Annotated in this window: 17 protein-coding genes; 6 read left to right on the top strand and 11 right to left on the bottom strand. The window is 42.5% G+C overall.

Annotated elements, in window-relative coordinates; all coding sequences use genetic code 11:
• Positions 1-25 precede the first annotated feature (25 nt).
• Together rlmA and H0913_RS10535 are read right to left on the bottom strand one after the other, a co-directional pair.
• Entirely contained in the window at positions 26-847 is an 822-nt protein-coding gene (gene rlmA / locus H0913_RS10530) for a 23S rRNA (guanine(745)-N(1))-methyltransferase (protein WP_181477220.1), read from the bottom strand.
• Positions 848-958: 111 nt separating this feature from the next.
• Positions 959-1171, bottom strand: coding sequence for an acid-shock protein (locus H0913_RS10535; RefSeq protein WP_154599210.1), 213 nt, complete (start codon positions 1169-1171; stop codon positions 959-961).
• A 281-nt stretch (positions 1172-1452) separates the two neighbouring features.
• On the opposite strand from H0913_RS10535, the gene H0913_RS10540 reads away from it, so the two are divergent.
• The gene (locus tag H0913_RS10540) at positions 1453-2433 is read left to right on the top strand and encodes an IS5-like element ISEc68 family transposase (protein WP_000082736.1); all 981 of its coding nucleotides are present in this window, start codon (positions 1453-1455) and stop codon (positions 2431-2433) included.
• 693 nt (positions 2434-3126) lie between these two features.
• Here H0913_RS10540 and H0913_RS10545 read toward each other — a convergent pair.
• Positions 3127-3864 (bottom strand): phosphatase, encoded by a 738-nt coding sequence (locus tag H0913_RS10545; protein WP_154638512.1) that lies wholly within the window; start codon positions 3862-3864, stop codon positions 3127-3129.
• Positions 3865-4077: 213 nt separating this feature from the next.
• Positions 4078-5316, bottom strand: a complete 1239-nt coding sequence (gene alr / locus H0913_RS10550) for an alanine racemase (protein WP_181478748.1) — start codon at positions 5314-5316, stop codon at positions 4078-4080.
• A gap of 617 nt (positions 5317-5933) precedes the next feature.
• Here alr and H0913_RS10555 point away from each other — a divergent pair.
• From H0913_RS10555 to H0913_RS10570, 4 genes are all read left to right on the top strand, one after another.
• A complete protein-coding gene (locus tag H0913_RS10555) occupies positions 5934-6266 on the top strand; it encodes a hypothetical protein (RefSeq protein ID WP_154638403.1) in 333 nt (110 codons plus the stop codon).
• 152 nt (positions 6267-6418) lie between these two features.
• On the top strand, positions 6419-6754 hold the full coding sequence (locus H0913_RS10560; protein WP_154603668.1) for a helix-turn-helix transcriptional regulator: 336 nt from the start codon (positions 6419-6421) through the stop codon (positions 6752-6754).
• Positions 6748-8064, top strand: coding sequence for a type II toxin-antitoxin system HipA family toxin (locus H0913_RS10565; protein ID WP_181477221.1), 1317 nt, complete (start codon positions 6748-6750; stop codon positions 8062-8064). The genes H0913_RS10560 and H0913_RS10565 overlap by 7 nt, the downstream gene beginning before the upstream one ends.
• A 101-nt stretch (positions 8065-8165) precedes the next feature.
• Complete coding sequence (locus H0913_RS10570; RefSeq protein ID WP_154638401.1) at positions 8166-8390, top strand: hypothetical protein; 225 nt, start codon at positions 8166-8168, stop codon at positions 8388-8390.
• 165 nt (positions 8391-8555) lie between these two features.
• Here the strand turns inward: H0913_RS10570 and guaA are convergent, their stop codons facing one another.
• Entirely contained in the window at positions 8556-10133 is a 1578-nt protein-coding gene (gene guaA / locus H0913_RS10575) for a glutamine-hydrolyzing GMP synthase (protein ID WP_154603664.1), read from the bottom strand.
• A 136-nt stretch (positions 10134-10269) separates the two neighbouring features.
• On the bottom strand, positions 10270-11736 hold the full coding sequence (guaB, locus tag H0913_RS10580) for an IMP dehydrogenase (protein ID WP_036953269.1): 1467 nt from the start codon (positions 11734-11736) through the stop codon (positions 10270-10272).
• 170 nt (positions 11737-11906) lie between these two features.
• Between guaB and xseA the strand changes: the two genes are divergently transcribed.
• Positions 11907-13274 carry an exodeoxyribonuclease VII large subunit gene (gene xseA, locus H0913_RS10585; protein WP_154603663.1) on the top strand — a complete coding sequence of 456 codons (1368 nt, stop codon included), beginning with the start codon at positions 11907-11909 and terminating at the stop codon, positions 13272-13274.
• Here the strand turns inward: xseA and aes are convergent.
• The 5 genes from aes to H0913_RS10610 all read right to left on the bottom strand — a co-directional run bounded on the left by aes (position 13263) and on the right by H0913_RS10610 (position 20813).
• Complete coding sequence (gene aes, locus H0913_RS10590; protein ID WP_181477222.1) at positions 13263-14231, bottom strand: acetyl esterase; 969 nt, start codon at positions 14229-14231, stop codon at positions 13263-13265. The genes xseA and aes overlap by 12 nt on opposite strands.
• A gap of 159 nt (positions 14232-14390) precedes the next feature.
• On the bottom strand, positions 14391-16652 hold the full coding sequence (locus tag H0913_RS10595) for a TonB-dependent receptor domain-containing protein (protein ID WP_181477223.1): 2262 nt from the start codon (positions 16650-16652) through the stop codon (positions 14391-14393).
• 152 nt (positions 16653-16804) lie between these two features.
• Complete coding sequence (locus H0913_RS10600; protein WP_181478750.1) at positions 16805-18937, bottom strand: S9 family peptidase; 2133 nt, start codon at positions 18935-18937, stop codon at positions 16805-16807.
• 42 nt (positions 18938-18979) lie between these two features.
• The gene (locus tag H0913_RS10605) at positions 18980-19783 is read right to left on the bottom strand and encodes an energy transducer TonB (RefSeq protein WP_181477224.1); all 804 of its coding nucleotides are present in this window, start codon (positions 19781-19783) and stop codon (positions 18980-18982) included.
• Between the two features lie 136 nt (positions 19784-19919).
• Positions 19920-20813: a ChaN family lipoprotein gene (locus H0913_RS10610; protein ID WP_282552275.1), complete on the bottom strand. Its 894-nt coding sequence runs from the start codon at positions 20811-20813 to the stop codon at positions 19920-19922.
• Positions 20814-20884 lie beyond the last annotated feature (71 nt).

A 20884-nucleotide genomic window follows, 5' to 3' on the forward strand; every position in this document is an offset into this window, starting at 1 on the left:
AACTGTTTGAGATTTGATACGGATTTTAGACTTGATATTGATAAACACGGATCAGAAAATCAGCGGTATAACTCTTCACTTCAGCCTGCTTTAATTGCTGTTTCACCTCTTCAGAAGCACGCCATGCAAACGGTGTCATTTCTAACAAAGCAAATGCCTCTTCCCCTTCTAGATCCATCGCATAATTTAAGCGAGTTTCGTCAATCAACTTAAAGTCAGGAAGATCTTCGTCTTTTGCAGGGTGTAATTTTACTTCATCATAAATCAGAGCTTTTAATTCTTGCAGATGTTCTGCTGCCGGCGTTACTGTAATTAAAATCCCCGCAGGTGTTAATACTTGGCTTAATTCTTGCGCTTTACAGGGGGCATAAATACGAATAATTCCACTCAAATTCGAATCCGCAAATGGTAAACGATGGCTTGAAGCAACACAGAAATTGACGGATTTATAGCGCTTAGCAGCAAAACGGATCGCCACTTTCGACACATCCAATCCATATACACTAACAGATTTAGATGCAGCCTCTAATGACTGAGCAAAATGGTCAGTGTAATACCCTTCTCCACATCCGATATCGAGTATATTTTCGCTGTTTTCAGGCAGGTATTGAGCGAGTTTTTCAGCAACCTTATCACGCATTGGCTGATAATGCCCTGCATCTAAAAACTGACGACGGGACGTCATCATTTCTAGGCTATCACCCGGATCTTTAGAGCGCTTGTGTTGTACTGGCAGTAAATTAACATAACCCTCTTTGGCGCAATCAAACTGGTGGTTTGCGTCACAACGATAGCTACTGTTAATTAAATTGAGGGGTTTAAAACACAGGGGGCATTGATAATTCATATGGTTACACTGATTTAAAAATAATGCGCAGTATACCATATAAGCTGTCAAGCAGCGCCATGGAATTATACCCCATGGCACCGTGACGTAATCTAGAGGAGTATAGCGAACTTATTTACCTGCTTTAGCCGCTTCAGGTGCTTTGACTTCACCTGACTGTTTCACTTCACTCTTTTTAACTTCTTTTTTACCATGCTCTGCTTTGGCAACTTCGTGCGTTTTCACACCATGGTTTACATGTTCAGTTTTCGCAGTGGTATTTGCTAATGCAGCACCAGAAACAGCTAATGATAGAACAGTCGCGATTGCTAATAATTTTTTCATTTTGAACGCCTTATTTAAATTCAAACTAACGAGTCATTGATATAAAACTTATATTTTGGTGTAGCTAAAAATTTAAATGGCTTTTTCGGCACTTTTATCTTTAGTTGCACTCACTTTTTTCTCAGTTTTCACTTTTGCGTGATGAGCTTTCGCTGAGTGATGAGCTGCAGCAATTGGCGCTACTGGCTCAGTTTTAGTTGTTGTATTTGCTAAGGAAGGTGCGAATAAGTCCGAGATGTGAGATCATCGTATTGTAACCTGAACCCAGAATGAGTAACCGGATGAGCCAGCAACTGACTTTTGCCGATAGTGAGTTTTCCAGTAAACGCCGCCAGACCCGCAAAGAAGTTTTCCTTGGCAGAATGGATGACTTGCTTCCCTGGGACAAATTACTTGGCGTTATCGAGCCTGTGTATCCCAAGGCCGGTAATGGTCGCAGGCCCTATCCGCTGGAAACCATGCTGCGTATTCACTGCATGCAGCAATGGTACAACCTGAGCGATGAGGCCATGGAAGATGCCCTCTATGAAATCGCCTCCATGCGCCAATTTGCTCGCCTGTCACTGGATAAAGCCATTCCAGACCGCACTACCATCATGAATTTCCGGCATTTGCTGGAGCAGCATGAACTGGCCCGCAAAATCTTCAGTACCGTTAATCACTGGCTAGCAGAGTGTGGCGTTCTAATGACCCAGGGCACCTTGGTGGATGCCACCATCATTCAAGCCCCCAGCTCTACCAAAAACAAACACAACAGCCGTGATGAAGACATGCACCAGACCAAGAAAGGTAACCAGTGGTACTTCGGCATGAAAGCGCACATTGGCGTGGACGCCAAAAGTGGCCTGACCCACAGTCTGGTGACCACGGCGGCTAACGAGCACGACCTCAATCAGGTTGGCAAGTTACTGCATGGCGATGAAGAGTTTATCTCAGCCGATGCTGGTTATCAGGGGGCCGAAAAGCGCGATGAGCTCAGCGATGTCAGCGCAGACTGGCTTATCGCCAAGCGTCCCGGCAAAGTGAATGCATTGAAGCAACACCCGCGCAAGAACAAGCTGGCCATCCGTTACGAATACCTGAAAGCGAGTATCCGAGCGAAGGTTGAGCATCCATTTCGGATAGTAAAATGTCAGTTTGGTTTCGTCAAAGCCAGGTACAAGGGGCTGGCTAAAAATGACAGTCAACTGGCGATGTTATTCACCCTGGCGAACCTGGTTCGAGTTGACCAATTGATACGGGCACAGGCGAGATCTACCTGAAATGAGGAAATTGGCCTGAAACAGGGCCAAAATCAGCCACGAAGAGACGATTTTGGGCTGAAAATTGGAAAATTGAGCCACAGGACGTCGATAAAGGACGGTTTGGGGCGTCATATCGGGAGCTGCGGACCACTTAATCGCAGCTTCCCTAATGCAGCACCAGAAACAGCTAATGACAATACAGTTGCGATTGCTAATAACTTTTTCATACTAAGTACCTTAAGATTAATTTATTAAGCAAGGATGTTCTTGCCACACTAATAAATCATATCTGCAGATCATTTCGCAATAGGAGAATATTAAAGATTCTTAAATTTTTTATAGGTTATTTTAATGAAGAATTATTTTAATTTTGTTGATATTCCATTTACTTTAAAAGGTTAACTTTTAATCTTTTTTTGACTTACCGTAAAATTAATTTGTTTATAAATATCAATTAGATAAATTAAAAATAACTTTGATGTTAATTTTTTGATTTTAAAGATCATCTTCATTCCAATTTATTTGATATCTATTTTTTCTTCATTTTTCTTTTAAAAATTCACTTTTTATCTTGCCAATTTAATAAAGTTTCTTTTTTTTAAGATGCACTAACTTTTATTTTTATCTAAAGAGAAATTTTTCTGCTTACTTCAAGTAAAAAAGCCATTCAAATTTGAATGGCTTTTGACGTTACGATATTCGATTTGAAAATTAAAAATGAGCAAACTCAGGAATCGGTTTACGTCCATGAGCCTCTAAAAAATCTAAAACACGGCGTGGTGTGGTATTCAAAATTCGGGACTCTGGAAAATCAATGGATTTCAACATCTCAACCACTTCATCAAAACGCCCTAAATAACTGACATGATGTGAATCTGAGCCTAACGCAACCCAACCACCTGCTTCTTTCACCGCTTTCGCTATTTCTATGCAGTTCTTCTTACTACCCGCTCTAGAATGCAAGAAAGAGGAGTTATTCATCTCTAGTGCTACGTTGCACTCTTTAGCTGCTTGGGCAACGGCTTTTATATCAATGGGATATTTAGGGTTGCCGGGATGAGTAATAATTTGCACCTTTCCGCTACGAATAGTGGCGATCATCGCTTCCGTATTGTCTTCTAAACTCTGTGGTTCTAAAACAGGCTCATGGAAACCCGCTAAAATAATATCTAGATGACGAGCAATTTTTTCATTGCAGTCTGTCTCACCCTGCTTATTCTTAATGTTTGCTTCGATTCCATATAACAAGCCAACGCCATTAACAATGCGCGGCAATATCGGCATATTGCCAAAATGCCATTCATGTGGCGCATCTTGCATTTCAGGGCCATGATCGGTAATGGCAAATAGTTTCATTCCTCGAGCGGCAGCTTCCGCAAAGTATTCATTAACAGTACTAAATGCATGGGTGCTGGCGATGGTGTGCGCATGTAAATCAACTTGATACATAAAATATCCTTCTAATTCTTCTATTTGCCTTCTGACATTATTCAGATTGAAAAGGTTATCCCAAGCTAACATATCGCCATCAAGGATTCGATAACAATTCTGTTAAACCGCACTTATCGGATCTCTATTGTAGATTGCAGTTTATCTGACCCCCATTACACCAATAAAAAAACCCGCTTCATTTAAAGCGGGCTTCTATTAAAATGATATGGTTTAGTTCACTAAAATACGTTTATTGGTTGCGCCCCATAATATGGACATTTCAGTAAACAGCGCACCGCTAATATCTTCAACTTCTTCAGCGGTTATTTCCCCTTTCCCTTGCTTACCAAAGAAAACGACCTCATCCCCTGGCTGTACATTTTTAATATCCGTGACATCGACCATCACTGTGTTCATGGATGTTTTCCCAAGAACGGGGGCGCGCTGCCCATTAATTAAAACATGCCCTGCATTACTGAATACACGGCGGTAGCCATCCGCATAACCGACAGGGATGTTGGCTAATACAGAATCACGCTTCAACGTATACGTTCTGTCATAACCGACAGTGTTCCCTTTCGGGTAATGATTGACCGCCGCAATATTCGATTTAAACGTCATCACGCGCTTGTAATCTTTAGTGGCAACCGTATCACCATAAAAAATACCACCAACACGCACCATATCCAACCATGATTCTGGCACTGTTAATGTTGCATAAGTATTCGCAACGTGCAGAGTAACATCTTCACGTTTTAATCCTGTCACATTCAGAACTTGTTGAGACTCTTTTTTAAATTTGGCCAAATCTTTTCGGATTTGCGCCTCATCTTCTTCAGGATAATGAGACATAATCCCGACGATTTTTAAATTAGGTAGCTGCGAGATCAACTTAGCTTGCTGTAATCCTTCCGCGTTACTGACTTCCAAGCCATTTCGTGACATTCCCGCCGAGTTCAATGCAAGATGAATCGGAATAACTTTGCCCTGCTTCGCCGCTACAGCATTTAAGCGCTGCGCCATCTCCAAGTTACCAATCAACTCTTCTACATTGAATTCAGTTGCTTGAGCCATCTCTTTTTCCGTGGCGTTACGCACACGCATTAAACGACCTTTAAAACCTAAATCACGAACTTGCTTCAATTCTGTATTACTGGTGAGCCCTATACACTGGACATTATTTTCAATCATTACTGGGGTGACTAACGTCAGGTCATGCCCATATGCATCCCCTTTTAAAACAGCGCACATGCCCGCTTTATCACCCAATAATGCTTGCACTTTCTTGATGTTATAATCCAACGCACTGTGAGAAATTTCTATCCACGCATTGTTAACAAGCACAGGTTGAATTTGTGCTGATTGAGTTTGTGCAGATTGGGTTTCTATGATGTTAGTTTTCGCAGGTTGCTGACATGCAGTCGCCACCAGCAGAGGAAGAAGAGCAAGATATTTCAGACGAAATGCCACGTTGTTATCCTTAGCCATGGATCAGTGAGTTTCCCCTCACCTTTATTATTATGATTACGGGGAGTGAACATATACCTTGTATGTATATAGGCTATTGATAATAACAATCTGAATTAATTGAACAAGCAATAATTGCCAGAGTTTGAATAAAAAATCATTTTTAGTGAATTTATAGCAACCCCTGTACTACCCATCTTTTCCTGAAGGATGACTTACCGGAATACAAGTACTTCTAAACTGTCCTAATAATGTTTTTTACGAGGCTGCTCTCATAATCACTTTTTCTGCTTTAAATTACCTTGTTCGAGGTATGTTTTTCTTTTTGGATAATATTATTCTGGGTGCGTTTGTGTTTATGTGCTTGTGTTTTAATCATCAGCTTTGTTGGCTGTTCCGTTATCTCGTTTTTAACGCACGTTATTTTAACTAATAAATAAGGGAAACTATGAATTGGATAATTCAAAAGATAATGAATCCTCTTACGGGAGGCGTTGGCTCAGCGTTAGCACTCAATGGTGCGATATCACTTATCGTTCCATCATTGATTTTAACGACCACCAATATCTATATTCTATCGGCTATCCTCAGCCTTATTTTTATCTATATCTCGATAAAATATGATTGAGTTTTTTCACCCACAAACCACACAAGCACTCAGTATATTTTACTTTACGCTTATTCTTGGTTATTTAGTGATTCACCTTATTTGGGAGCATTTTGATAAGTTTGCCGAGGATTTTTCGTTAATTCGTTTACCTCAAAAGGTGGCAATTATCTACACCGCCGCCACCTTCGCGAGTAATTTATTCTTAATCGTGATTATGTTTAACCTAGATAACCCACTCAAGAATGATAGCGTTATGATTTTGCCATTGAGCCTCGCAGGGCTAACGGGTCTATGCTATTCGTTAGGGGCTATTGTTCCGAGGAAGAAAATTTATCACACTTAAAGTCCAATATTATGGACTTTAAGTGTGATAAATCATTATAACGTCCTTAATTTTGGACTTAATTCATGGTGATTTGACTATTAGAATATAAAGTCCTATATTTGGTACATTATTATGCATTTTTGCATATTAAGTCCATATTAGAGGACTCTATGAATAGAAAAAAATCACCATTGGCCTATGCAGAGCAAATCGGCGAACGGCTAAAACAAGCAAGACTTAATCAAAATTTAACCCAAACAGAGTTGGCCCAATTTGTGGGTGTTTCACGCAAAACGATCATGGCCGCTGAAAAAGGTCATACTCAGCTAGAAATGTTTATTGCCATTATGATGGCGCTAAACCTAACTGAGCAATTAGACCTATTTTTACCTCCGCAACCAATATCCCCTATTCAACTGATGAAATTACAAGGTAAAAAGCGGCAACGTGCATCTGGCCAACGTGCTGACCATACTGATACTAAAGAGGAAGAATTAGAATGGTAATGGAAGTTATCGATGTATGTTACAAAAGTGAAAGCATTGGGGCATTAAGTTTTGACTACTCTACAGGTCTTGGCGCCTTTGAGTATTCCACGAAGTTTATTAAAAAAGGTATACAGCTGTCTCCGTTAAAAATGCCACTATCAAAACATATTTATCGTTTTCCACAACTCAACTATCAAACATTTAAAGGGTTACCTGGACTAATTGCCGATTCTTTACCTGATGATTTTGGTAATGCTGTCATGAATGCTTGGGTCGCAAGCCAAGGTAAATCAATTGACAGCATTACGCCTTTACAGCGCCTGCAATACACTGGCAAACGAGGAATGGGGGCATTGGAATACATCCCTGCAACCAAACTTCATAACAACAATACAAAAACCGACATTCAAATTGAGTCTCTTGTTGCTATTGCACAGGAAGTTCTCGATTTGCGTAGCAACTTTAATGTGGAATTAAGTCGCAACCATCAAGATGATTCGGCTTCAATGATGGAGTTACTATCTGTAGGAATGAGTGCTGGTGGAGCAAGACCTAAAGCTGTTCTCGCCTTTAATCATGATTTTACCCAAGTTCGCTCTGGTCAATCCAATATACCAGATAGTTTCACTCACTATTTAATGAAATTTGATGGTGTAAGCGAGCACAATACAAACCAAGAAACGTTTGGAGATCCACTCGGTTATGGTGCCATGGAGTATGTCTATCACTTGATGGCGACACAGTGCGGAGTCGATATGATGCCATGCCACTTATTAGATGAAGGTGCTAGACGGCATTTCATCACTCAGCGTTTTGATCGTATCGGTAACCAAAAAGTTCACGTACAGACCTTAAATGGTTTAGCGCATGTGGATTATAAAAACCCTGGTTCATTTTCCTACGCTGAACTATTTGGTATCGCCCGTGACTTACGTTTACCCGCAGATGATGCATTTCAGCTATTAAAACGAATGGCTTTTAACATTATCGCTCGCAATCATGATGATCATTCCAAAAATTTTGCATTTATGCTGAAAGATAATAAATGGATTTTAGCTCCCGCTTACGATCTAGCTTATAGTTATAAACCCGGTAGTAAATGGGTAAACAGTCATTGGATGAGCTTAAATGGAAAAAGAGATGATTTTACCCGTGAGGATTTTTATTCTTTAATCAAGCTCAGCCCTGCATTTAGCAAACAGAAAATCGACAATATTATCGATGAAACTCTAGATGTAGTTTCCAAATGGAAAAAACTTGCCAAAGAGTGGGATGTTCCTGCTGAATTAGCCGATGAAATAAATAAAAATTTGAGATTAAATATCTAATTCTTAGTTAATAAATCAGTTAGCTATACACTAAATTTTTGCATGTTTACCCCGTCAACTCATTCATAATAGTAAGCATACAAGACAAGGAAGAAGGAAGAATGATGACTAAGCGATGGATAAAAACCGTTCTGTTCATCAAATTAGTATTGCTATGGATATTTTCGTGGATCCCCTTTCCTTGCGGCGGAGGCATTCTTAATAATGCTATCGATCGTGCATATAAACGCGCGCTTAATGATTTTCGCAATAGTAAAATTGATGAAAAGAATGCTGAAATGAAGAAAAATGGCGTTAACCTCAAAAATCTAAATAAAAAGCTTTAATTTATTGCTTATCCCATCATCAACATGCCAAACATTTCGGTTCATCATTAATCCTAAATATACCGAACAATCTCAGCCACTCCCCAAAAAACAAAAAGGCACCAGTAAGTAACTGATGCCTTTAATATTAATGATTTCTAAAAATCGCTATCGATTATAGCTAAATCATTCCCACTCAATGGTCGCTGGTGGCTTGCCGCTGATGTCATAAACTACGCGGGAAATGCCATTCACTTCATTGATAATGCGGTTAGACACACGGCCTAAGAAGTCATATGGCAAGTGAGCCCAATGAGCAGTCATAAAGTCGATGGTTTCAACTGCACGCAGAGAAACAACCCAGTCATACTTACGGCCATCGCCCATTACGCCAACAGAGCGCACTGGTAAGAATACGGTGAATGCTTGGCTAACTTTATTGTACAGATCAGCTTTGTGCAGCTCTTCGATAAAGATAGCATCTGCGCGACGCAGCAAGTCACAATACTCTTTCTTCACTTCACCCAGAACACGAACACCTAAACCTGGACCCGGGAATGGGTGGCGGTACAGCATATCGTATGGCAGGCCTAACTCCAGACCAATCTTACGCACTTCGTCTTTGAACAGCTCTTTCAAAGGTTCAACCAGACCCAGTTTCATATCTTCCGGTAAGCCACCCACGTTATGGTGAGATTTAATAACGTGCGCTTTACCTGTTGCTGATGCCGCAGATTCGATAATATCTGGGTAAATCGTTCCTTGTGCTAACCATTTGATATTTGGCAGCTTAGACGACTCTTCATCGAATACTTCGATAAATACGTGACCAATTTTCTTACGTTTCGCTTCTGGATCTGAAATGCCAGCCAGTGCGTTCATAAAGCGGTCTTCTGCTTTCGCGTGGATGATGTTCAGGTCAAATTTACCTTGGAACATTTCCATGACTTGATCAGCTTCATTTAAACGCAGTAAGCCGTTATCAACGAATACGCAAGTCAGGCGTTTACCAATCGCACGATTTAATAACAGCGCAGTGACAGAAGAATCTACACCGCCAGACAGTGCTAACAGAACATGGTCATCACCGATTTGTTCTTTCAGTCGAGCAACGGTATCTTCGATAATCGCCGCTGATGTCCACAACGCTTCACATTGGCACAGATCCAATACGAAACGTTTTAAAATATTTAAACCTTGATGAGTGTGAGTCACTTCTGGGTGGAACTGAACACCGTAGAAACGTTTCTCAACATCCGCCATGATGGCATACGGGCAGCTTGGGGTGCTTGCAATCGTTTTGAAGCTAGATGGAATAGCAGTTACTTTGTCGCCATGGCTCATCCACACATCTAAAACTGGCTTGCCATCTTCGTTCAGCGCATCTTGGATGTCGCGGAACAGGTCGCAATCTTCCAGAATCTCAACGTTCGCATAACCAAACTCACGTTCGCCAGACACTTCAACCGCGCCACCTAATTGCATGGACATAGTTTGCATGCCGTAGCAGATACCTAAAACAGGCACGCCCGCATTAAATACATACTCTGGTGCACGTGGGCTATCAGCCTCTGTCGTACTTTCTGGACCACCAGACAAGATAATCCCGTTAGGATTAAACTCTCTGATTTGCTCTTCGGTCACATCCCACGCCCACAGTTCACAGTAGACGCCAATTTCACGGATACGACGCGCAATCAGCTGAGTATACTGAGAGCCGAAATCAAGAATAAGAATGCGATGCTTATGGATATTTGTAGTCATTTGAGGAGAATTCCAGCAATTCAAGTCAAAATAAAAGGTGGTGACACCATCAACATGTGTGCCACCCTGAAACTTTTCGATTACTGTTTTAAAGGATAATAGCGCCCCGAAATGGCGTTATTATCCTAAACAATAATTACTGCCCTAAGCGATAGTTAGGAGACTCTTTAGTGATAGTCACATCATGAACGTGACTTTCTTGAATACCCGCACCACTGATACGCACAAATTCAGCTTTCGTTCTCAGCATATCAATAGTACCGCAGCCTGTCAGACCCATACATGAGCGTAAACCACCCATTTGTTGGTGAATGATCTCTTTTAAGCGACCTTTGTAAGCCACGCGACCTTCGATACCTTCTGGAACCAGTTTGTCTGCTGCGTTATCAGATTGGAAATAACGGTCTGAAGAACCTTTAGACATTGCGCCCAGAGAACCCATTCCACGGTACGCTTTATAGGTACGGCCTTGGAACAGGATAGTTTCACCAGGAGATTCTTCGGTACCTGCAAACATGGAACCGACCATCACACACGCAGCGCCAGCCGCGATAGCTTTAGAAATATCACCAGAGAAACGGATACCACCATCTGCAATAACAGGAATGCCAGTGCCTTCTAATGCGCCCGCTGCTTCAGCGATTGCCGTGATTTGAGGTACACCCACGCCAGTGACGATACGAGTTGTACAAATTGAACCTGGGCCGATACCCACTTTCACTGCGCTAACACCCGCGTCTGCTAACGCTTTCGCGCCTTCAGCTGTTGCAACGTTACCACCAATGATTTGTAAATCAGGGTATTTTTGGCGAGTTTCACGAATACGCTGTAAAACCCCTTCAGAATGACCGTGTGATGAGTCAATGAGCAGAACGTCAACGCCTGCTGCAACCAATGCATCAACACGTTCTTCGTTACCTGCGCCAGCACCAACAGCCGCACCTACACGCAGACGGCCTTGCTCGTCTTTACATGCGTTTGGTTTACGTTCTGCTTTTTGGAAATCTTTAACGGTGATCATACCTAACAGATGGAAGTTATCATCGATAACTAAAGCTTTCTCAACACGTTGCTCATGCATTTTTTGTAAAACGACTTCGCGTGCTTCGCCTTCTTTCACGGTCACTAAACGCTCTTTTGGCGTCATCACCGCAGTCACTGGTTGGTCTAAATCCGTTACGAAACGGACGTCACGACCTGTAATGATACCCACTAAAGAATTATCTTTAGAGACAACAGGATAACCTGCGAAACCATTGCGTTCAGCCATTTCTTGCACTTCACGAATTGTGGTTTCTGGGGTAACAGTGACAGGATCAGTCACCACGCCGCTTTCATGTTTTTTCACACGGCGGACTTCTTCAGCTTGACGCTCAATGGACATGTTTTTATGGATAAATCCAATACCACCTTCTTGAGCCAGTGCGATAGCCAGATCAGATTCGGTGACAGTATCCATCGCTGCGGAGAGCATAGGAATGTTCAGGCGGATTTTTGCGGTCAGTTGAGTGGACAGATCTGCCGTGTTTGGCAGTACAGTTGAGTGTGCAGGGACGAGTAAAACATCGTCGAAAGTTAGTGCTTCTTTTTTAATGCGTAACATAGGCAATATCCCACCAGGCAGCGTTATGAAAGGTATAAAATATTGCCGCGGCATTATACACACCGTAATCGGTTGCTTCCAGCACTTTTTTCAAAAAAAACTTGATAAGTCCGTCGGCTACGTTAGTATCAGTCAATTAAGTCATTGTTTTAAAATTTGATCTAGCTCACATGTCGACTCAACAAAATAGCGCAATTTACTCAGTCAGCAAGCTCAACCAAACGGTAAGAGAACTTCTTGATACCCAAATGGGACGAATTTGGTTAACGGCCGAAATTTCCAATTTTTCGCAGCCAAGTTCGGGACATTGGTACCTGACACTCAAAGATGATCGTGCCCAAGTTCGCGCGGCGATGTTCCGTGGGCAAAATACTCGCGTCACCTTCCGTCCACAAAATGGGCAGCAGGTGTTAGTCCGTGCCACTGTCACACTGTATGAGCCGCGTGGAGACTATCAGCTAATCATCGAAAGCATGCAACCCGCTGGTGAAGGTCTACTGCAACAGCGCTTCGAGCTACTCAAACAAACCCTTAATGCCCAAGGGTTATTTGATGTTATTCACAAGCAAGCCTTGCCATCTCCAGCAAAACGCGTGGGGATTATTACCTCTGCAACCGGTGCTGCCCTGCATGATATTTTAAATATCCTACATCGCCGTGACCCATCCCTACCCGTGGTTATCTACCCGACAGCTGTTCAAGGGGATTTAGCGCCTGCGCAAATCGCCAGAGCCATCGAACTCGCAAACCTACGTAATGAATGCGACGTTCTCATTGTGGGGCGTGGTGGCGGTTCACTGGAAGATTTATGGGCATTCAATGAAGAGATCGTGGCACGTGCCATTTTTGCTAGCCGATTACCGATCATTAGCGCCGTTGGGCATGAAACGGATGTGACCATCGCCGATTATGTTGCCGATGTACGTGCACCTACGCCATCGGCAGCCGCGGAGCTTGTCAGTCGCAATCAAACCGAGATGCTTCGCCAATTGAAATCAGGGCAACAGCACCTAGAGATGGCGATGGATTATTATTTGGCGGCACAGCAGCAACGTTTCGCACGTCTTCAGCACCGTTTACAACAGCAACACCCGCAATTACGCCTTGCTCGGCAACAAAATCAGCTTTCAGCCTTACGCCAAAAACTGACCAATGCCATCAGCCGCCAGCTACAATCGGCCACCTTTAAATTCGATAAAAACCAACGCCGCTTGATGCAAAATGACCTGCGCCCTCAATTACAACGCCAACAGCGCCAATTGCAGCAAACGCAGTATCATTTACAAAATATGCTGACTCAGTTAGTGAATAACTACCGCCAGCGTTTTGCTGTTGCCTGTTCCAAAATGGAGGCTGTTAGCCCGCTTGCTACCCTCGCCCGAGGTTTCAGCATCAGCGAAACCGCTGAAGGCGCTGTATTGAAAAAAACCAGCCAAGTGAAATTAGGCCAACAGCTCAAAACTCGCTTAAATGATGGTTGGGTTGAAAGCCAAGTGACCAATATTCAGAAGGTTCGAGCGAAAAGATCAACCAAATAGCTGTTTTTTCAAATATTCCGCACCATCTAGAATGGCATTATCCGCCGTTGGCATGATGCGGGAGTAATGTAAAAAGGCATGCAGTGTCCCCGGATACATTCGGTATTCACAAGGTATTTTATGCGATTGAAACGTTTGAAATAATGTCACGCTATCATCAAGTAACGGATCATATTCCGCACTCGCAATAAAACAAGGTGGAATATCTCGCGTAAGGTCATTATTAAACAAGCAATAGTAAGGCTCTTCACGGCTTCCTTGTTCGCCGAAGTAAGCATTGTCATACTCTTGGAGATCTTCTCGTCTTAACCCATCCCATTCACCGCCATACAAACGGCGACTGCTGGAATCTTGTAAGCCATACAATCCATACCACAGTAAAACTGCACAAACATCACCACAGTAGATTTGTTTATCCCGTAACCATAATACGGTAGCAAGGGATAACATCGCTCCAGCAGAGTCCCCCGCAAACCCAATGCGGTGCATATTCAACGAATATTTTTCAGCGTGTTGAGAATAAAATTGGCATACCGCTACCGCTTCCTCAATCGCTTGAGGATAACGAGCTTCAGGGGAAAGCGAATAATCAACACCTATCACAGTACAGCCTGAATACAATGCTAATAAACGCATAATTCGGTCATGGGTATCGAGGTTACCGAGGATAAACCCGCCACCATGCAAATAAAATAGTGTAGCAGGCGTATGTTCAATAGGATGATACACTCTCGTGACAACGTCACATTTAGCAGTTTTAACCGTCATGTCTTCAACACGAAAGAGCTCCGGAGCATTGGCATTCCAATAACGACGATCTTCATTATAAGCAAGGCGCTGAGCTTCATAACTTCCGTCGGTTGGCTCCACCGATGTCTGTTGCTCATAGTATTGAATTACTTTTTGCATCTCTGGCGAAATTAAATCAAGCACATTGATTTTATTGGTTGTTTTCATTGCAATCTCCACATTCTTATTCATTGATTGTAATGAATCCAAAGGGACAAACTGAGAGTGGCGTAGCCAATATTGAAAGCGTTTAGATAATCAGCCTATCAATCTTCCTTAGTGAGTAAGGCTAAAAATACTAAACGCTTTCCGTTAACTATCTATTGGTCAGAAGCGCACTTGACCGCCAATCATATAACTGCGCCCTCTTCCCGTTTCATTATTTCTGCCACGTTCTTCCATCACTGCGCCAGAGTTTGCACGGTTTAACACGTCGGTGTAGTTTTCATTAGTGAGGTTATTAATCGCCATCATTAACTTGAAGTGTTTATTGATTTCATAGTCTGCATACAGGTCAACTATAGTTGGCTGTTTTTCATACTTCTCCGTCATCGCATCCCCGTTCATGTCACCGTCAGGAATTGGGCTGATACGTTTAGATGGCCCCGTCCATGTCACTGTCGAGCCTACGGTCAGTTTTTCATCAAACAGGCGAACACCCGAATCTAAAGTCACATAATATTCAGGTAATTGGGTAAAGTCCCCTGCACTAAATACCGATGTACTGTTGATTGATACCGGTTGTTTGCCAGACTCTTTGGTGTAAGAAACCATGGAGTAAAATACCCCAGCATCGTAGTTCGCTTGCAACTCGTAGCCGCGCAAATTGACATCCCGAGGATCGTTCACATACATATCTGCACGTTGGAAAATATCTGGATTTTCTTTATCCCACACATCGTCGTTAATTAAGCACCAATCAAATTCTTCTTGAGAAGTTGCACGACATAGCATGAAGGATTTACTGGTAATGTAGTCCTTGATATGAGTGTGGAACCACAGCGCTTTCAGATTAAACTGGTCTCCTTCCACCACTAAATCTGGCTTAAAGCTATTAAAACCAATTTGCCAAGTTTGTGCTTTTTCCCCTTTTAGGAATGGGTTCATACTCTGACCGCCATTTTGAGAGAAAAAGGCTTCTTGAGAGTTCGGCGCACGCATTGAATGCGCATAACTCACAAATGGCTGAAATTCAGGAATAATTTGTGCAGAAACTAACACTCCGGGGTTAATGCCACTTTCTCGCAGATTTAACGTACTCGCTTCTTGAGGGAAGCATTTCTCGGTTTCATCACAAGCGGGTTTATATCCTTGAACGCGATAATTTAAATAATTGAGGTCGAATGTAGCAGTATAAATATCGTACTGCGCCTCAAATTGCGTATACAAGCTCGTAATATCTTGTGTACCACTCGGTGAGAATGGGTTGTAAGTAATTGTGTTTGGATCTTCTACCGGTTTTGTGATTTTTTGGTATTTAGTCTTCATTAATTTCGAACCAACCTGCCACTTAAAATCAGTGTCGCCATAAGAAAAACGGCTGGTATTGGAAATATTAATACTGTCAGATTTGTTTTCTGATTCTGCGTCTTTTAATGCACCGCCAATTGGCTCTCCTTGGAATTTTTGAGTATTAAATCCATGGCTCGCCAGCACTTCCACATCAATCAATTCATTGATTGGCGTGTATTTATATTTAAGGTAATAATCTTCGCTGTTAATCTTACGGCTAGTTAATTTGTTTTGTAAAAATCGGCCGCTGAATTCGACTTCATGACTATCATTCGGTTTATATTTTAATTTAGTTAATTGAGATTGCGGTTTTTGTTTGAATGTCGGGTCGGTTGCAAATTCATCCGTATCAAATCCATCACCATTTTTATAACTGCCTGGGATATTGTGCCCACTCACAGCAATTAAGCCGCCAAAATAACCGTCACCCTCATTTAATAACGTTTTTCCCGCAACCGAAACCATGCCGTTATAGCCGAGTCCATTATCTCCCCAGCTCCCTTTGCTACGTACTCCCCACAAATTATCTTTGAAAATCACATCATCAATAGATAAGGTCCGAAAGTTGGCGCTTCCCGCTAAGGCGTTAACACTGTTACTACCATTCAATTGCCCCTTTTCTACCTCAACTTCCACAATAAAGTTAGGGTCGATAAGTGAACCAAAGTCATTGCTCGGCTGCATGCCGTGAGTGAATTTACTCGGCGATATTCCGTAATAGCTCTGTGTGACACCATCCACCATCATGTTTACGCGCCCAAAGCCACTCAGCCCGCGAATATTCACGTTGATGGTGCCTTGGCTCGCATCCATTTGGGTATAGGTTCCGGGCATCGAACGGATAATTTTATCCATGGATTGTAATTTATTTTCGGTACCGACTGCGCTATAGGCCCCCGGTTTTTCCAAGGCTTTGACCAACGGCGTTTGTTTTTGTGCGCCCGACACTTTTAATTGGCTAAAATTAACCACATCATCTTTCTGCTTATTTGTCTGCTGTGTATTTTCAGACAAAGCGAAGCCGTGGAAGCTAGCGGAAATAGTCCCAGCTACCATGATTATTATTTTATTATTCATTAAACCATTCCTGTAAACGTACTGATAAAACAGCCGCTCACATTGCAAACGCAGAATAAATATGTTTTCTGCGAATAGGATTAGTTGTAAGTTTTTATAACTTCACAACTAATCCTTGGTAACCTTATTTTGGTTACTTATTATGGGTAACGCTATTTTAAATCTGGAAAATATTTCGCTTTATTTTCTAACATCAGAATAAAGCTATATTCTCTGGCAATATCATCCAAGGCATTAAAACGACCGGACTTTCCACCGTGTCCGGCATTCATATTGGTTTCTAATAACAATAAAGAATTGCCTTGTTTCAGATCACGCAGTTTTGCCACCCATTTTGCCGGTTCCCAATATTGTACTTGGGAATCATGTAACCCCGTGGTGACCAAAATATGCGGATAATGCTGAGCTTTGATATTGTCATACGGGCTATAAGCTTTAATACGCCAGTAATCTTCCTCATTTTCAGGATTGCCCCACTCATCGTATTCACCGGTGGTCAGCGGAATAGATGGGTCTAGCATCGTCGTTACGACATCCACGAATGGTACCGCAGAGACCACGCCTTCATACAAATCAGGTGTCATATTGACGACAGCACCCATCAGCAAGCCGCCAGCGCTACCGCCCATGGCATAGACATGGCCTTTTTCCCCATAGCCTTGTGCCAATAACGCGTTAGTCGCATCAATGAAGTCCGTAAAGGTATTCATTTTATGGACCGTTTTACCCTGAATATACCAATTCTTTCCTAAGTCCCCACCGCCACGAATATGGGCAATAGCATACACAAATCCACGGTCAAGCAAGGATAAGCGAGAAGAACTGAATGACGGGTCGATACCATATCCATATGCACCGTAGCCGTAGACCAGAAGTGGGTTTTTACCTTGTTTGAAACTATCTTTACGGTAAACCAATGAAACCGGTACTTTCACCCCATCTTGGGCAGTGATCCAAATACGTTCGCTTTGATAATTCGCTTTATTGAAATCCTTCACTTCCTCTTGTTTTAATAGCTGTTTCTCTTGAGTCAGCATATTAATTTCATACACCGAGGATGGTGTTGTCATGGAGGAGTAGCCGTAGCGTAATTTATCAGTATCTGGCTCTGGGTTGTTACCAATCCACGCCATATAAGCTGGGTCATCAAAGCTCACAGAATGTTCTTTGTGGGTTAACCAACTAATTTGACGAATATTCACTAAGCCGTTTTGACGTTCTTCAATCACCAACCAGTTATTAAATAATGCAAAATCTTCAAGGTCTATATCATCGCGAGGTGCGATAAAACTCACCCATGGTGCCGTGGCATTATCCGCAATATACAACCCAAATAATGGATGCTGATGATTAGAACGAATATAGAATTTACCGTTGAAATGATCAGGGTAATATTCCACACCCGTTTTGCGAGGTTGTAGTACTACCGCATCACGTTCCGGTTGGTTCGCATCCAGAAGGCGATATTCTGACGTTTCGGTGCTAGTGATCCCAATCAGAATATAATCTTTAGAGGTGGATTTCGCTAAACTGACATAGTAAGTATCATCTTTCTCTTCATACACCAATTTATCAGTAGATTGCGCCGTTCCATATTGGTGTTTAACCACTTGATAAGGCAACAGTGTTTGTTTGTCTTTATTAACATAAAACAGTGTGCGATTATCATTTGCCCACACAATATTGCCGGAGGTGTTAGTTAGGACATTCTCTTGCCACTTTGCATCATCAACTTTGCGGAACGAAACCGCATAATCATTACGACCTTGGCGGTCTTCAGCAATCGCGATCGTGGTGTTATCTGGGGAAATGGCTAACGCCCCCATTCGGTAATATTCAGTGCCTTCCGCGCGTTGGTTACCATCAACCAAAACTGTCCATTCGCCATCACTATTAATAGGGCGTCTTTCATAAATGGAGTAGTTTTTACCGGCGACAACGCGAGAACGGTATGTATAGCCATTGTAATTGTATGGCACCGACTCATCATCTTGCTTTACGCGAGATAATAATTCGTCGTAAATTTCCTGTTTTAATGGCTCACCCAATTCAAGCTGCTGCGTGGTATAGGTATTTTCTTGATTCAGATATTCAAGGATCTCTGGGGCTTCACGGTTATCGTCTCTTAACCAATAATAGTTATCGACGCGCTGATCCCCATGGATAGTCATAGTGTGGGGCTGTTTTTTCGCTATTGGTGCTAGCATTTTGTCCTCCGCAGCACTGCTGGCCGCATATAACCCAAGTAGTGTAACCACGCAATAAGTGGTGATTCTATTACGCATGGTTTTATTATGTATGGTTTTATGACGCATGGTGAGTCCAATCTATTTATCATTAAGAGTAAAATCAATAGGTAACCTAACCGTTATCCGTCCATTCTTGAGAATTTCTGCTGGCGGTACGGGTAACGGCGCCGCGCGAGATAACACCTGCTGCGCTTCTTTGTCTAAAGAACGTGTGCCTGATGAGTTCACTAAACTGCTATCAAGTAAAAAACCTTGGCTATCTACCGTAAACATCACCACCGGTTTCCCTATGCGGTTACGCCTTCCTGCATCTTCAGGGTAACGTTTATATTTATTCAATTTTCCAAGCACCATCGCTTCCCACTGTTTTTGTAGGCTATCAAGGGCTTCGGACTGGCTATTAAGTTCCGCAGCAATTTGCTGGCTTTGGACGAGTGCCGCCGCATCGCTGGTCACTGGCGCATCGCTGGCTTTCGAATCTGTGGTTTGCACCTTCTTCACTTGCTGCTGCTCTTGTTTCTGTTTTTTTAACTCGGGCTTTGGTTTTTTCGCCGTTGTTTTCGTCAACTGCACTTCCGCTTGCTCATTAACAGGCAATGGGGGAATAATGGCTTCTTCTGCTTGCGCTTTATGGGATTCACTCGCCACAGCCAGCTCTTGAGTTTGACCAATATTCACTTCCGTTAATTGTTTAGCTTGTGCTTCGATAGATAATTCCATCACCACTGAAGGGGGCGGCAGTGACTCCTCCCATCGCGCATTGTGTGTTATCCAGATAAAAAAACCCACAATGACAATATGCAGTGCCACGGCTAAAACCAGCCAGCCGCCCATTTTGGAGGTTCTACTCACATACCCACTTTCAAACGTTATTGTGCTCATATTCATCTTACGTGCTTTTACAGAGTTGCAAATGATAATTAATAACGAATGCAAATGGAAATTATTTGTAAATAAATGTGATGATTACTTCACAAAATTAACGATTTTAAATCATCATATTGCTCGCACTTGTTGATTATTTCGGCGTGTACCACACATAATCTGCATGCAAGTTATCGATTTCCTCGCCTTGCTCCGAAAGAATCAATACTTTCAATGACTCATCTGGCGCTAAATCGAGTACATGTAACGGCACACCAATCGCTCGCGTTGCATGATAACCCCCTGCAAATAGCAATGCGGGTGCCGGAGCATCCAATAATCCTTGAGCCATCGCCCTATCTCTTAGTTGCTGGATCACCAGCATCTTTTCCGCTTGTTTATCATCCAACTCACCATTGTGTGAGCGTTTAATGGTTTCGCTGATCAGTTCCTGAATAACGGGCTGCGTTGAATGTGTTCCAGTGAGCGTAGGCGGATTGTCATAAGCCTTCAGTACAGCATCTCGGTTAATATTCGCCGCTAAAACTGGGGATGGCTGAGCCAGTAAATACTTCACGAGTTCCCCATATTGCGCCCACGGCCAACCACTATTCCAATGTATAACCTCTTGCAGTTTTTCATCCCGAATATACGGGTTCCCCTGCATCTGTTTTTGAACATTGTTTACTCGACTTTGTTGATCAGGGGTAAGCATTTCCAGTAACACCGCACCTTGGGGGCGTATTTTCTGCATTTCTTGGGCGACCCACTGCTCGATTTGATGATGGTAAATATTGTCGTGTTTCTCCCCGACAATCACGCGAGGTGAGGCAGCAAGCTCTTGAATTAACTGCTGAGGAGTGATGGATTTGCCCGAATCTAAATCAATGATTTTGCCGGTTTGTGTGAGTTGGGGATCCAGTTGTTGGGCGGGTTTTGGTGTTTGTGAGGTACATCCTAACTGTGTGAAACTCAAAACGAAAAGCATCCCTAAACTCAACAGTGAGGGTTTTTTCGTTAAATAATTCAAAGAACGTGCTGATATCATTATCTTTTCCATATAGTGACTTTGAAGTCATTCAAAATACAGATAATGATAATCATTTTCAAATAAAAAAG

Source organism: Providencia rettgeri (genome assembly GCF_013702265.1).
GTDB lineage: Bacteria > Pseudomonadota > Gammaproteobacteria > Enterobacterales > Enterobacteriaceae > Providencia > Providencia zhijiangensis.

What these genes read in the sequence shown, in the direction of transcription:
- rlmA (WP_181477220.1), bottom strand. Translation starts at nt 847, where the DNA reads ATGAATTATCAATGCCCCCTGTGTTTTAAACCCCTCAATTTAATTAAC.
- H0913_RS10535 (WP_154599210.1), bottom strand. Translation starts at nt 1,171, where the DNA reads ATGAAAAAATTATTAGCAATCGCGACTGTTCTATCATTAGCTGTTTCT.
- H0913_RS10540 (WP_000082736.1), top strand. Translation starts at nt 1,453, where the DNA reads ATGAGCCAGCAACTGACTTTTGCCGATAGTGAGTTTTCCAGTAAACGC.
- H0913_RS10545 (WP_154638512.1), bottom strand. Translation starts at nt 3,864, where the DNA reads ATGTATCAAGTTGATTTACATGCGCACACCATCGCCAGCACCCATGCA.
- H0913_RS10555 (WP_154638403.1), top strand. Translation starts at nt 5,934, where the DNA reads ATGATTGAGTTTTTTCACCCACAAACCACACAAGCACTCAGTATATTT.
- H0913_RS10560 (WP_154603668.1), top strand. Translation starts at nt 6,419, where the DNA reads ATGAATAGAAAAAAATCACCATTGGCCTATGCAGAGCAAATCGGCGAA.
- H0913_RS10565 (WP_181477221.1), top strand. Translation starts at nt 6,748, where the DNA reads ATGGTAATGGAAGTTATCGATGTATGTTACAAAAGTGAAAGCATTGGG.
- H0913_RS10570 (WP_154638401.1), top strand. Translation starts at nt 8,166, where the DNA reads ATGATGACTAAGCGATGGATAAAAACCGTTCTGTTCATCAAATTAGTA.
- guaA (WP_154603664.1), bottom strand. Translation starts at nt 10,133, where the DNA reads ATGACTACAAATATCCATAAGCATCGCATTCTTATTCTTGATTTCGGC.
- guaB (WP_036953269.1), bottom strand. Translation starts at nt 11,736, where the DNA reads ATGTTACGCATTAAAAAAGAAGCACTAACTTTCGACGATGTTTTACTC.
- xseA (WP_154603663.1), top strand. Translation starts at nt 11,907, where the DNA reads ATGTCGACTCAACAAAATAGCGCAATTTACTCAGTCAGCAAGCTCAAC.
- aes (WP_181477222.1), bottom strand. Translation starts at nt 14,231, where the DNA reads ATGAAAACAACCAATAAAATCAATGTGCTTGATTTAATTTCGCCAGAG.
- H0913_RS10595 (WP_181477223.1), bottom strand. Translation starts at nt 16,652, where the DNA reads ATGAATAATAAAATAATAATCATGGTAGCTGGGACTATTTCCGCTAGC.
- H0913_RS10600 (WP_181478750.1), bottom strand. Translation starts at nt 18,937, where the DNA reads ATGCGTAATAGAATCACCACTTATTGCGTGGTTACACTACTTGGGTTA.
- H0913_RS10605 (WP_181477224.1), bottom strand. Translation starts at nt 19,783, where the DNA reads ATGAGCACAATAACGTTTGAAAGTGGGTATGTGAGTAGAACCTCCAAA.
- H0913_RS10610 (WP_282552275.1), bottom strand. Translation starts at nt 20,813, where the DNA reads ATGATATCAGCACGTTCTTTGAATTATTTAACGAAAAAACCCTCACTG.